The organism is Fulvivirga sp., assembly GCF_040218215.1.
Lineage (GTDB): Bacteria > Bacteroidota > Bacteroidia > Cytophagales > Cyclobacteriaceae > Fulvivirga.
The window spans coordinates 15,025-29,796 of record NZ_JAVJQL010000011.1; the positions used below are offsets into that span (position 1 = coordinate 15,025).

At 40.1% G+C, this 14,772-nt stretch carries 6 protein-coding genes and 1 other RNA gene; 3 read left to right on the forward strand and 4 right to left on the reverse strand.

From position 1 onward, the window contains the following. Positions 1 to 20 precede the first annotated feature (20 nt). Positions 21 to 8,429, forward strand: coding sequence for a choice-of-anchor D domain-containing protein (locus tag RIB54_RS04765; protein WP_350099522.1), 8,409 nt, complete (start codon positions 21 to 23; stop codon positions 8,427 to 8,429). Positions 8,430 to 8,485: 56 nt separating this feature from the next. On the opposite strand, the gene RIB54_RS04770 is transcribed toward RIB54_RS04765, so the two are convergent. Then, positions 8,486 to 9,289, reverse strand: a complete 804-nt coding sequence (locus RIB54_RS04770) for a DUF481 domain-containing protein (protein ID WP_350099523.1) — start codon at positions 9,287 to 9,289, stop codon at positions 8,486 to 8,488. A gap of 181 nt (positions 9,290 to 9,470) precedes the next feature. On the opposite strand from RIB54_RS04770, the gene ssrA reads away from it, so the two are divergent. Together ssrA and RIB54_RS04780 are read left to right on the forward strand one after the other, a co-directional pair. After that, positions 9,471 to 9,870: a transfer-messenger RNA gene (gene ssrA, locus RIB54_RS04775) on the forward strand. Positions 9,871 to 10,077: 207 nt separating this feature from the next. Beyond that, complete coding sequence (locus RIB54_RS04780; protein ID WP_350099524.1) at positions 10,078 to 10,314, forward strand: GIY-YIG nuclease family protein; 237 nt, start codon at positions 10,078 to 10,080, stop codon at positions 10,312 to 10,314. A gap of 193 nt (positions 10,315 to 10,507) precedes the next feature. On the opposite strand, the gene RIB54_RS04785 is transcribed toward RIB54_RS04780, so the two are convergent. The 3 genes from RIB54_RS04785 to RIB54_RS04795 form a co-directional block, all read right to left on the reverse strand. Next, positions 10,508 to 11,227 (reverse strand): DUF4397 domain-containing protein, encoded by a 720-nt coding sequence (locus tag RIB54_RS04785; RefSeq protein ID WP_350099525.1) that lies wholly within the window; start codon positions 11,225 to 11,227, stop codon positions 10,508 to 10,510. 619 nt (positions 11,228 to 11,846) lie between these two features. Beyond that, complete coding sequence (locus RIB54_RS04790; protein ID WP_350099526.1) at positions 11,847 to 12,947, reverse strand: hypothetical protein; 1,101 nt, start codon at positions 12,945 to 12,947, stop codon at positions 11,847 to 11,849. 132 nt (positions 12,948 to 13,079) lie between these two features. Next, entirely contained in the window at positions 13,080 to 14,768 is a 1,689-nt protein-coding gene (locus tag RIB54_RS04795; RefSeq protein WP_350099527.1) for a sodium:solute symporter family protein, read from the reverse strand. Positions 14,769 to 14,772: the final 4 nt, after the last annotated feature.

Below are 14,772 nucleotides of genomic sequence, written 5' to 3' on the forward strand. Positions count from 1 at the left end.
TTTTAATAAAACCAACTAAAATGATGAACAACTACAAAATCGTGAAGTCACAACTCAAACTGCTGGGGCTGTTTGTGGCTTTTGGACTCTTGATGTTGAGCTTTACTCACTCATCAGGGCAATCAAAAAAAGAATTACTTGGAGGTGCGAAATGGGTAGCTATACAAAGCGATACATGTTATACCTCGGGTAGAAAGGAAAATACCAGGGTTTTAAACTCTCCGTTTTGGCAGGCAATTGGCCAGCGGGGGGGCAAAATGACGACTTCTGAGCAACTCGAATTTGCAGGCATGAAGACTGCAACCATAGTCATTGAGTTTGGTGATGGCTTTGATCTGCTTGGGGCAGATGCCCAGCCAGCCCGCGATGCATTTAGGTTTGCGGCAGATATATGGGAGACCGAAGTTGTCTCTCCTGTACCAATTATTATATCGGCAGACTTTGCTGTGTTGCCGGGGGGGGTGCTGGGTCAGAATGGTTCGCCAAGCGTCACAAATGTTCCAAATGCCCCCGACCCATCAACAAATTACACGTTGGCGCTAGCCAATGCCATTGCTGGATTTGACCTTTCACCAGGCACACCTAATGGCAATCAAACTTATAATACAAATTTTACATTCTATTTCGGTACTGATGGAAATACGCCATCTGGAATTACAGACTTTGTGACCGTTGTCCTGCATGAAATAGGGCATAGTATGGGTATCTCTGGTATTTCTAATGGAGGTGCGGGAGTAGGTAATAATGGAGGCGCTAACCCTAGGTCCTGGGATTTGCTGGTAGAACTTGGGGATGGTACACCGATCCTGGATTTGGGCTTTGGTACACCAGAACAACAAGCAGCACTTATTAGTGGCAATTTGTTCAGTGCGGGTCCTTTGGCCGTTGCTGCTTTGGGTGGCACAAGACCTAAAATTTGGGCTCCTAATCCTTTTCAGGGTGGCTCGAGTTATTCCCACTGGGATGAGTTTGCTTTTCCTGCCGGGGATATTAACTCATTAATGAGCCCACAGGTAGGCTCAGGTGAATCCAACTTTAATATTGGCCCTATCACCAGAGGCGTTTTAGCAGACCAGGGTTGGCAATTATCTGCTGATCTGGCCGCTCAGGATGTTGGTGTTGTCGCTGTGAATACTCCAGTGAGCGATTCTGACTTAGGTAATACTGAAACGGTTGAAGTAAGTGTAAGAAATTTTGGTATTGAAGATGCCTCAGGATTTAGTGTTTCCTATATTGTAGATGGAGGGACTGTTGTTACTGAGTCTTTCACAGAAACTATTCCTGCTGTATCAGTGGCAACATTTACTTTTGCAACTCCGGTAGACTTATCTTCAGATGGAACATCTTATTCAATAGATGCTTTTACGACATTGACTGGAGATGAAGATACATCTAATGATTCTATAGCTGTTACGGTTACTAATCTTATTCCTGAGGCTTTGTTATCAGCTACTGAAATAGATTTTGGTAGTTTGGGTGTAGGCAATGAACTAACTAAAACCATTACAATCTCAAGTGTTGACACTGGCCCCTTGGCTGGAGAAGTAGATATAGAGTCTATAGATGTAGTAACATCAACATCAGGAACATTCACTTCACTTGATGTTTTGGACTTACCTATAACCATAGAGCCTGGTACTGATTTCGAATTATCTTTTTCCTACCAACCTGCAGTACTTGATGCTGACGCTGGAGTAGCTACAATTAATACTAATGCAGGAAGTTTTGATGTTAATCTTATAGGCCAAGGAGTAGAACCCTCGGAAATAGCGGTTTCTCCAGCTTCTTTAAGTTCAGTATTAGAAGTAGGCGAGACAGAGACTCAGTTTATAACAGTATCTAATGTTGGAGCCGCTGATCTAAACTTTTCCCTATCCTTCGGAACTACAACTGTAGTTGCAGATGCGGCAACTGTAGCTGCACCATTCCAAGGTAGTTCGCTCAGCGCGAGATCAGTTAGTTCACCTTTAAAAAAGAACAATAAACAACTGACATTAAAGAAAAGTAGTGGCGATATACAATCTGCAACAGCAGAGAACTCTGTTTATATTATAGATGATGGTAGTCAGGAAAGCAACATTGGACTGAATTCTGTAAATGAATTAATGTGGTTAAATGCATTCCAAACTGTCGCTGGTGCAGAAGTTATTACTTCCATCTCATCAGCTGTTGCCAGTGGTGCTGCAGAAACGCCTGCAAGGTTTATTTTGTACAATGACCCTGATAATGATGGCGATCCGAGCAATGCGGTTTATTTAACAGAAACATCGGGAGTGCTGACCAATCCAGGGGAAGATGTGTTTACGACTGTAAATATTGATCCTACCATAGTAGAGGGTGTATTCTTCGTAGGGGTTTTGGTCGAAGAAAATCCGACTGTTAATGCTTTCCCTATGCCTCAGGACAGTAGCTCTCCGTCACAACAATCATCTTGGGCTATTTCTAATGACGTAGTGGGCGAGTTTAATGTATTTGATTTGTCAAGTAATAGTCTCCCTCCATTATTGATAGACGATGCAGACCTTGCTGGTAATTGGATGTTAAGGGCGGATGGACTGTTCTTTTCGGCCACACCTTTATCAGGAACGGTAGTTCAGGGCGAAGAGGCTACTATAGAAGTGACATTTATCGGGTCATCACCTGGTACGGTTACTTCCTCTATATTTATTAATAATAATGATCCGGGTAATTCTGAGGTTGAAGTACCCATTACTATGGAAGTTGAAGGCGTAGCTGTTACCGCAACACCACCATCATTCAATGTGAGCTTAGAGCAAGGTCAATCCACAACAGAAACATTAACATTAAGCAATGCGGGTACTGCAGATGTTACCTTCAGTATTGAGGTAAATGATTTAGGGATCCAAGAACCTGTTGATAACCTGCTGTCGTCAAGAGGATTTAATCCAGTTGAAAAAAGACAATCTGCTTACGCAGGAAATATTTTTGAAGGGTCATCTGCCATAATCAGCGATATTCCCGAGGCTTTAGGAGTTATACAATATGAAACAGGCTTTGAAGATTTCCTCCTAGGGGATGTAAATGCACAAAACGGATGGGCTGGCCAATTTGGAAATTGGACCATTGAAGATAGTAATCCGCTAGAGGGTAACCTTCATTTTAGAGGCTTATCAGATGGCCTTGGGCAGTCAGTTGCTTTTTCACCTGTTGTTGCCATTGGATCAGATCCAGTTTCATCGGTCAGTATGAGGCTGGAAGTTGCCGGAACCGGAGTTACGTGGGACATCATCCCTCAATCTCCAACGGCGGAGAGTGTAAACACACGCTTGCGCTTCGACCCATCAGGAACTGTGTCAGTACTTGTTAATGATCCTGATTTGGGAGGTGTTTTTGTGCCTACAGGGGCTTCTACACCTAGTGGATATTTCAATATCAGAATTGATGTAGAGCGTGCCACTAGTGAGTTCGCCATATATTTTGACAATGAATTAATATTTGAAGGACCTGGATTTGCCGGAGATATTGAGCAGTTGGTTATTCTGTCCTTAATGGAAGTAGGTGGGCCTACTTTTGATCTTGATAATGTTAAAATCATTGACGGCAGCAGCGAAGAAAATTCTACACCTGCCATTTCTGCAAGTGTCTTATCAGGAGTAATTCCTGCGGGAGGTTCTACTGATATTGATGTTTTGTTTGATGGTGACAGGGATTATGGAACATATCGTTCTGACTTTGTAATTACCCTGAATGATAATCCTGCTATTCCTGCAATTGTTGTAGATGCTACCCTGAATGTGGAAGGAGACCCAACTATTTCGGTAGACCCTACTGTAGTTCAGGAAGTGTCAGACTTTAATAAAATGTCAACCCGAACTGTTACAATTACAAATACTGGTGGTAATCCTTTAGAATATGACCTTAATGTAATTGGAGCAGATATAGGTGTTACTCAAGATGCCATGGTTGGCAAACTTAAGGGCATTACATCTCAGGAGGATCGTATTCTTAGTGCAAGGGTGTTAGAAAAAATGGATAATGATAAATCCATTTCATTACAGAACAACTTGCTAAAAGCACCAACCTCTAAGGATGTATTTATTACCATAGGTGATACATTTTTTGCTGAAGATTTTGATGGAGGCACATTCCCGCCAACTGGTTGGACAACAATTGACAATGAAGGTAATGGTGTTGAATGGGGTTTTGCTGCAGACACTGGCGAATCTAATTATGCAGGCTCAGGTGAGGCTGCTACTATCAATAGTGATTTTTTCGGTGCGGCAGAGTTTGATGCTGAGCTGATTACTCCAACTATAAATGTTGAAGGCAAGTCTAACTTGGCATTGAAGTACAATGTAAACTATCAAAACTACGCAGGTTTGGATTTCCTTGATGTTGATTTATCAACTGACGGAGGAGCTACCTGGTCAACCCTTTTGAGCTGGAATGAAGATCATGGTGCTTTTAAAGCCTTACCTGGAGAAGCAGTTTCCATTCCATTGGATTCAGCCATTGCAGGAGCTAGTGAAATCATGGTTAGATGGAGGTACTATGATCCTAATACGGGAGATTATGATTGGTATGCTCAAATTGATGATGTTGAAATAGTGGAAAATAGTGTAGTGTGGTTGGCTGTAAACAAAGCTTCTGGTGTAGTACCAGTTGGCGGTACTGCAGAGGTCGAGCTGACTTTTGATCCTACCGTGGTTGAACCAGGATTCTACGTTGCTGGTATTATTGTGAATAGTAATGCAGTTAACACTTCGCAAGTGGGAGTAGTAGTAAGCATGCAAGAACTAAATGCTGCTGAAATCAGTGTTAATCCTGATTCTTTGGCGCAGGAGCTTGTGGCAGGTCGATCTGCAACCCAAGTATTGACAATAGCTAATACTGGTGAAAGTGCTTTGGATTTTAACTTTGCTGCTGAATTTCCTAATGTTGGGGAAGTTGACGAGAGTAACTCAAGTGCAGAAAGTGTTAGTGATACTAAAAGGAAAGGAGGCGTGCCAAATACAAGCAGTATTGCGGCTTTCAAAGCCCCTAACGCTGGAGCATTGGTAGAGCGGGATTTTGCCATTGAAGACCCGGTAGATTTTTCTACTGTTCTTTATGCCACTAATTTCGAAACATTTGCCGCAGGAGATATTTTAGGTCAGCAAGGTTGGTCTGGTCAATTTGTTAATTGGGTAATTGATACCAGCAATCCTGCTGGTGGAGCCCAGCATATCAGAAGCATATCTGATGGCCTTGGGCAGACATTGGCATTTAGTCCGGTTGTACCGATAGGAACTGAACCTATTTCTTCAGTATCTATGATGGTTGATTTGCAGGGCACGGACGTGACCTGGCAGTTTATCCCACAGTCACCTACGGCTGGTTCTGTAGTTACCCGATTAAGTTTCGATCCTGACGGTACTGCAAGTGCCTTGGTTGCTGACAATGGCGGAGAATTTCAACCTATTGCAGCTGAAGTTCCTGAAGGTTATTTTGAGGTTATCATTGAAGCAGAGAGAGCTACTAACCTCTTTACCATCTACTTTGATGATGAAGCAGTGTTTACAGGAGAGGGATTTGCTGGTGACATTGAGCAACTTGTGCTGTTAAGCCTTATGGAAGTGCCTGGGCCTACATTGGATATTGATAATGTACAGTTGGTAGATGGTGTCATACCTGATCCTGTGCTTTCAACATCACCAATCGCAGGTACAATCCCATCAGGAGGTACCTTTGATATTGATGTTACATTTAATGCAACAAATTTGGATGCCGGTGTGTATGAAAACGATTTGGTTATTATCAATAATGACCCAATAAATTCACCACTAATTGTGCCTACAACACTTACGGTTATAGCCCCACAAATAATTGCAGTTAGTCCTACAGAGTTGTCGGATACACTATCAGTGGGCGACATGTCTTCTAAGTACTTGACAGTAACGAATGAAGGTGTAGCTGATTTGATTTTCGATATCAATGTTGTTGGTGATCTGGTGATACAAGATGCCATTAACTCGGGCATAGCGTCATCAAAAGACTGGAAAAACGATGCTGCCAAAGTAGCCAAAAAGGCTTTGGATGATGAAGGATCGTTAACTATAAACAACAATACTACATCCAATGTCAGGTCGGCCACAGTAGCTATTGTGTATGAAGATTTTGAAGGTGAATCATTTCCTCCGGAAGGATGGTCAGTTGTTGATAATGAAGGTACTGGAGTGGTCTGGGGTTTTGCTGCAGATTATGGAGAAGGTAACTATGCTGGTACGGGAGAGGCAGCTACGGTAAGTAGTGATGCAGTCGGTACCGCAGAATTTGATACCGAACTTTGGACACCACAAATGGAAGTAGGAGGTCGTACAGGCATTGTTCTGGAGTATGCCGTTAACTATCAGAATTTTGCAGCACTGGATTTTCTTGATGTTGACATTAGTACTGATGGAGGGGCGAGTTGGACAACAATGCTAAGTTGGAATGAAGATCATGGTTTGCTTTTCTCAGGACCAGGGGAAATTGTTTCCCTCGAACTTGATGATTTTATTGGCGGAGCTGAAACATTTATGGTGAGATGGCATTATTATGATCCAAACTCCGGTGACTTCGACTGGTACGCTCAAATAGACGATGTTGTAATTGGAGTGCCATGGTTGACCGTTGTCAATGCAGCGGATACAATACCAGGAGGATCTTCGGTAGATGTTGAGGTTAAATTTGATGCTACATCATTACAGCCAGGATTGTTTAATACAAGTTTAGAAGTACATAGTAATGACCTTAAAAATCCTAAAGTTACAGTACCAGCATCTTTGTATGTGTTAACACCTCCTGCAATAGCCGTAGAGCCAGATACGCTTAATATTACGCTATTTGAAGGTTTTGAAACCGATGCTTCATTTGCCATTAGCAATAGTGGGGAAACAGCATTGGAGTATAACATAAGCGCGGTACCTGGATTTGTTAGCGTAATCTCTGGAGGCTCTGGAACTGTTGAAGAAGATGCAAGTTCAGATGTTTCAATTGATGTTAGCGCAGTAGGTCTGGTGCCTGGGGAATATCAAGAGGCTATTGAAATTTCCAGTAACGATCCGAATAACCCAATAGCAGTGGCAGTTATTAATTTAACAGTATTGGAGTTTGTTATTCTTGATCTTGAAATGGCAACAGTTTGTTCAGATGACCCTGATACAGAAAGGAGATGGGAGGTAACCAATCCTAACAGCTTCGATGTAGATGCTTTCTGGTTTGTTGTAGGTTCAGCGGTGAGTGATAGTATCACATTGGCGCCAGGAGTTAATTACTTTACAAGTACTACCCAGACAGATAGACCAAACATAGTTAAGCTAAGATGGTTGGACGAAGATGACGTTTCAAATGAAGTACAAGTTGAAAGTGATGGTTCGGCATGTCTTATCGAAAGCTTGAATCTAACATCAGTTTGTAGCAATAACCCTGACCTGTTTAGAAGGTGGAGAGTTAGGAATCCTAATCCATTTGAAGTTATGGTAAACTGGAATGTAGTTGGAACCAGCCAGTCTGGAATAATATACGCGGCTGGTAACAATGATACCTTCTTCTATACCGAAGCTGTTGGGGGAGCCAATACTACAATTATAAAATGGATGGATCAGGATGGAGTTGAACAACAAAAAGTAAAAGCTTCAAGTGGAGAAATTTGTGATATTGACAACTCATGTGCAGGCGGACAAGTGATTGCGTTTAACCAAGGTTTCAAAAGAAATGGTAAGCCAATAGCCGGTAAAAGAAGTGATGCGGCCAACGCAGTTGGTTATCCAGAGCAAGGTGATGGTTACAATTTTGTAAGCTTAGGTTTTGGTGGATCTATTGATATTGAATTGAATTCTATAGTGGTTGATCAACCGGGTTATGATTTTGTAGTGATAGAAACCTCATTTAAGGATGCTAACAGATCGTGTGAAGACTATCCTGAATCAGCAGATATCTATGTTTCAGAAAATGGAACTGATTACATTTGGGTAGGCAATACCTGTAGAGATGGCTCATTTGATATTGCAGTGGCAGGTCTTATGCAAATTGAGTTTGTAAGGATTATAGATACTTCAGACCCAATGATGTTTGGTGGTGCTGCTGATGGATTTGACCTTGATGGAATCGCTTGTATCAATGCTTATGATTCACAAGGCACCAGCTTTGTAATGCAGACTGCTGAGAACAATGTTCCTGATGAAGCAAATGAAGCAGGAATAGTTACTTTCCCTAATCCATTTAGTGAAAGAATAGCGGTGAAAATGGATGTTGAAGAAGATGGTATCTATGAGCTTATTGTTCATGACCTGTTCGGAGCTGAAATCTTCAAAGGTGAGATTGAATCCAGCTTTGGTCAGTTGGATGCTCAGATAGATGCCATCGGTTTCGCTAATGGTACTTACATGTTAACTATTGCAGGTAAAAATAACTCAGTAAGAGTGTCTCACTTAATGATTAAGAAGTAGTTTTATTTTATAATTGTTTGATAAAGGCGATGGCAGCAATGTCATCGCCTTTTTTGTTAAAAATTCCATTTCAGCCCGTTAGTGAGTGAGTACACCCAATTGTTGATGTTAATTATCGGTCTGTCCTCATATTGAGCTGTAAATTCCGTGACAAAAGATAAGTTATTAGTCAGCCCAACAGATAATGAAAGGTCACCACTGATCCTACTTCTAAAGATGTCAGAATCAGTATCCATTCCACCTTGAAAGAACACTATCCCGTTAAACCTTACAAATTTGTTAAGGGCAGTTTTGAACCCAATGTAACTTGAGTTTTTAGGGATTTCTTTGGTGATTATCGAACCATCATCAATTGATTGCCACTCCTCATACTCATACATTAAGCCTGTGCCAATATGTATTTTGTAATTTTTATCTCTGGCCAGGGCCCACCTGATACCTCCCCCAGCAAGTCTTCTTAACGGCATATTTCTACCATCATCATATTGAATTTGGGCAAAGGTCTCGTAACTTAATACGTTCTTACGTAAAAGATTTACCCTGAAGTGAGTGTAACCGGTACTAATCAACGGCCCGCCAGTGGAGGTAAAATAGTTTAGGTTATTTATCAAAATGTAAGCGTGCTTGTCAGAAACATATACCAGGTCAGCACTAACTTTTAATCCCTTGAAAGTCACTTCTTTTTCTGCTGTAGTACTTCTATTGTTGATATTAAAGTCGGCCTGAGTACTACCTAAAAAATAGCCTGATGAATCGGCATCGATATCTCCCTTGTCTACCTTGAGTATTTGAGAATAAGTCTGAAAGCTGAACAGAAATGCCAAGATAAACAAGAATGGAATTATAATGAGTTTCTTCATGAGTGCGAAAATAGAAAACCCACAAGGAAGATTCAATTTGAGATTATATTAAGGGCAGCTTTTTTAGCGAACTTAATTAGGCATATATTTGTATATCAATTAGCAAAGTTCAATGGGCAATGTGCAATTATTAAAATGGGTACATTGTTAATGGATAATTGGACGTTGATAATTGTTATATGGGGCCGACCGGTTTTGACAGGATGAGTTATTACGTGGGAAAGCATGCAGGCTCATAGGATGAGAGCCTTGAAAGATAGTTCTAAAACACAATTGGCGAATCTAATTACGCCATGGCAGCCTAATCTCGAAGTATAGTAGAGATTAATGGGTAATCTGTTAGACAGATCCCCTGCCACATCCTCCAAGACCTTCGTTCTGCAGGTTTTGATTTAGGGTGTCGAAAAGCGGAACTAGTGCTTGCAGGGTTGTGATGCTTGTGCAAAATTAATTGCAACTAAGGAAACGCTTGAGGTTGTTACCGCCTTGGCCTTCTCGAAAATTAAAGAGTAAATAAGCATGTAGAAGCTACGATTAGTTGCCTTCTCTGGACGAGAGTTCGAATCTCTCCGGCTCCACCTTCGCCCGCCATAGTGCCAATTTATTGGTACGAAGGCGGGTTTTTTATTTGTAATCAATTTAATACCAAGACTTATTCTGTTTGGCGGGCTACGGTGGAGAAGCTCCACAAAAATTCTAAGTTCCAATGGAAACGAATGGGGCTTTTCATTTTAATGCAATAGTTTTAATTTCATTGTGGTCTTAACCTTTCAATAATTGGAAAATAAATGTGGCAAGTATATATTTTGAAATGTTCTGATGGCACTTTTTATACTGGTTGTACGAGTAATTTAGACAATAGACTGGATAGACATCAAAAAGGGCATGTTCACTATACAAGTTCCAGACTTCCGTTTGAGCTGGTAACGTTTATAACATTTACCGATAAGTACAAAGCCTATAATTTTGAAAAATACCTAAAATCAGGCTCCGGCATTGCATTTAGGAATAAGCGATTGATCTGAAATTGATATTCGAAATCGAAGATTCACGAGGGGTTGTGCGGCATGGTAGCGGGTATGAGTAATCTCTTTGACTCTAATTCATGTCTAAATCTTATCTCGTGAAGTCACAAATCAAAGCACGGGGTAATTTTTACATAAGGGAAAGGGATGGCACAGCGCCATCCCTTTTTTGACTTATGTAATCTAAAGAACTTCAGTTTTTTATAATATCATAGGATATCTCATTCGAATTTCCTTCTGGTGCATTTAAAAAACCAGTGAGTATAATTGTGTAGAGCCTGCCGGCTTGAAGCTCAACATTTGGGTCTGTTAACAATATAGATTCCTCACCAGTTGTAGCTTTAAATGTTAAACTGAAGTCGCTCTCTACATTAAATGGTTCAAAAGGTGTCCCATTTTTAAAACTGGTAGATGCAAACAACTCATCGTCATTAGCTAATACTTCTACATCTGGTGAGTCTGGTGACATATGAATAAACCTTATCATTGCTTCACCTTCATCCAATGATTCTAAATTAACGCTGTCACCGAAAACAATTGTTTCAATACTGTTTAAGGAATCTGCAATGAATACGGAGTAGTATTTGTTTTTTTCAAAACTAAAGGTGGTATCCAGTATTGAAGTCTCATTGTCTTCATTGATAAATTCAAGAGACTTACTTCCTGGGAGTACACTGATATAACGTTCACTATAATCTTTAAATGAAAAGGGTTGTGAATTGACCTGACTGTCTCCTATAAGAATATCAACTGCATCGGTATCTGGAGAAGCATGATATAAACTTAAATAGGCATACTCAGGACTAGGAGATTCATCATCCAAACAACTTGTAAGTATGAACAACCCAATAAAAAAGCTAACTATTGTAAAAAACGAAGTGGCGTTTTGCCGTGATTTATAATGTAAGAACATTTTAAATGATGTTTAAAAATTGTAAAATTCTTTTAAAAAAAACCTGCGCAGTTATTTAGAAGACCCGTAGAGATGCAACATAGTTGGAAGCAGGAAGGGGTTTTTTGTAAAGAATTTGCTAAAAACCTGAACTCGATTAATAAAAACGGGCGTCATGCCGGAAAATAAAGGTTTACATTTTAAAAACCTTTATTTATCCGGTATCTCAATAATATTTACATGAGATTACGGACAATTTTCTTCATTCTAAAAAAGGAATGAAGAAAATTTCCGCAATGACGATCTAGATGTATTTTCCACCAATTATTAATCGAAATCAGGTTAAAAGTGAAATGAAGGGCTTAGAATTCACTCAGAATCCTTTTAGCGATTAACCTCATTGGCTTTTCTGCCTAAGGCATAACTAATAAAAGTTACCAAAATGGTAATTATTATAAAGGCTTTTAAGTTATGGGTGTTTTGCCAACAACAATATAGTGGCTATTTCTACTGATGTATTTTTTTGGTTTTGGATTCTTTATGTTGCTTAAAATGGGCTTTTAAATCTTGTTTCGAGAGGACACGAAACAAGTCATGAGATTTAGTATATGGTGCATGAGGACACTTACCAAGGTTGGGATTAATTGTCATCAATAGCGGGTTCGTAATTTTCTATAAACTTTACTCTTGCAAATTCTCCTTCAGAAGATTCTATATTTTCTCTTCTAAAAATCTTCATTTGATTAGAATCAATTTTAATCATTGTAAGAAAATGATTTCTTACGAGGTTGTGGCCGTCTTCAAGATATCTGCTCGTTAACTCAATTAATTTTCCGGAATTACTTAACCTCCAGGTCCCATGAGTCAAAGTATCTCTATTAACTTTAATGCTGAATAATTGATTTTTATTGAAGCAGAGAGATATTTTGTTGTTCTCTAGATCGTCCATTTTCAGCCCTTTTTCTACCCCTCCAAAGGAACTCCAGTATTCACCATACTCATCTTTCACTTCTTCGAACCCTTTCAATACCCATTCTTTTAGTAAAAATTTATTTATTTGGTCAAAATTGGTCTTAGCAATTGACAATTGAATTAGAGACTTATCTCCATCAATAAATTCATAACCTGAAATAAGTGAGTCAGAAATTTCTGTTATAATAATTGTACTATTTAGGCCATTTCCTTCTAACTCTGATAATGATATTATATTGGTATTATCGAAGTAGTTAACACCCCAAATAGAGCGCAGGTGGAAATCAGAATAATTATTTTCAAATGTATGTATAACAGCAGCATTAAGCTCCTTTCTTAATGGAGGTTTCACAATTCTATCTTCCAAAGAATCTTTGAATTCAATTAAAACTTCTTTTTTCATATCAAATTGTGAACCTTTTAAATACCAAGATTCATTAGCAAGTTGATCATTAATCGCTGCGGTTTGATCTTTATATTTTTCATCAGGGAACGGTATATAAGTTACAATATTGAAGGAGTCAAATTGCATTTTCAATTCACCCCTTGTTAATTTTAATATATCAACAATACCAGAACCTAGTTCATCAGATAATTCAAGTTTATCATTAGTCAAATTGTATTTTGAAATTCTTTCCAGAGATGTTCCTAGCGTTCTTGAAATTAAGCAAGCTGAATCAGTAAATGTTAGTGCGTATAATTTTAATGCAGAGTCATTAATATGACCATCGAAATCTTCTACTTTAATAGGAAGCCAAGTTTTATTCACTAAGTTGTCATATTCGATCCTACAACTTGAAAGAGTAAATAGAATCAAAAAGAATATATGTGTTCGCATAGGATTTGATTAATGTCGCAATTTAAGCCACATGTTATATTTTCTTTTATCATAGGTTTTCCATCAATGATGCGTAGCCTCCCCGGCCCCTCTAGGGAAACGGATATTCTCCACAATCTCCTGAACATCTTCTGGTGGTGCGGGAAATAACCTTGACAGTGAGAAGGAGACCGCAAAATTGACCAGCATGGCAACGCTACCAAATCCTTCGGGCGAAATGCCAAACCACCAACCGGACTGATCGCCACCGCCAAAGAAGCCAAGTTTAAATTTCATCATGTAAAAAAGCATTAGCAGCATGCCTATTACCATTCCGGCAATAGCTCCTTCTTTGTTCATTCTCTTATCAAAAATACCAAGTATAATGGCAGGGAAGAATGACGCAGCAGCAAGACCAAATGCCAGTGCCACCACAGCAGCAACGAACCCAGGCGGATTAATACCAAAATACCCTGCTATTACCACAGCTATCACCGAGCCTATCCGTGCCCAAACCAGCTCACCTTTTTCTGAAATGTCGGGTTTTATCTGTTTCTTGATCAAATCATGGGAAATACTGGCAGATATCACCAAAAGCAGGCCAGCCGCTGTGGAAAGGGCTGCCGCTAAGCCTCCCGCAGCCACCAGGGCTATAACCCAGTTCGGTAGATTGGCAATTTCCGGATTGGCCAACACCATAATATCCTGATCTATGGTTAACTCATTAGCTGCTACATCACCCACATACTGAATTTTGCCATCGGCATTTTTGTCATCAAAGGCAATCAGGCCTGTCTTTTCCCAATTGGTAAACCATTCTGGCACGGAGTCATACTCCTGATTGGAAACTGTTTGTATGAGATTGGTTCTTGCAAATACGGAAATGGCAGGAGCTGTAGTATAAAGTATGGCTATCAATAGAAGCGCCCAGCCTGCAGATATTCGGGCGTCCTTTACTTTCGCCACCGTAAAAAACCTTACTATAACGTGTGGCAGCCCTGCGGTGCCTACCATTAGCGCTAAGGTGATGCAAAATACATCAATCATAGACTTCGAACCTTCAGTATATGCTGCAAAGCCTAATTCTTTATGTAGTCCATCGAGTTTGTCTAAGAGATAAGTGCCATCGGAAACGGTACCGCCAAATCCTAATTGAGGAATAACATTGCCTGTAAGCTGAAAGGAGATAAAGAAGGCAGGCACCATAAAGGCAAATATCAAAATGCAATACTGCGCCACTTGTGTGTAGGTTATGCCCTTCATTCCACCTAGTGTGGCATAAAACAAAACGATGATCATACCGATATAAACGCCAGTTTCTATTTCCACTTCGAGAAAGCGGGCAAACACAACCCCTACACCGCGCATTTGTCCTGCGACATAAGTAAAAGAGACAATAATGGCACAAATAACGGCTACCGTTCTGGCAACATTGGAATAGTAACGGTCACCAATAAAGTCGGGAACAGTGAATTTTCCAAATTTTCTGAGGTAAGGTGCGAGGAGCAGGGCGAGTAGCACATAGCCTCCTGTCCAGCCCATGAGATAAACAGCTCCGTCATAGCCCATAAACGAGATAAGACCAGCCATGGAAATAAAAGAGGCCGCTGACATCCAATCTGCAGCGGTAGCCATACCGTTTGCGAATGGTGAAACTCCACCGCCTGCCACATAAAAATCACTTGTAGAGCTGGCCGTAGACCATATAGCAATACCTATATATACAGCAAAGGTGATTCCGACAATGATAAAAGTCCAGGTTTGTATATCCATTACA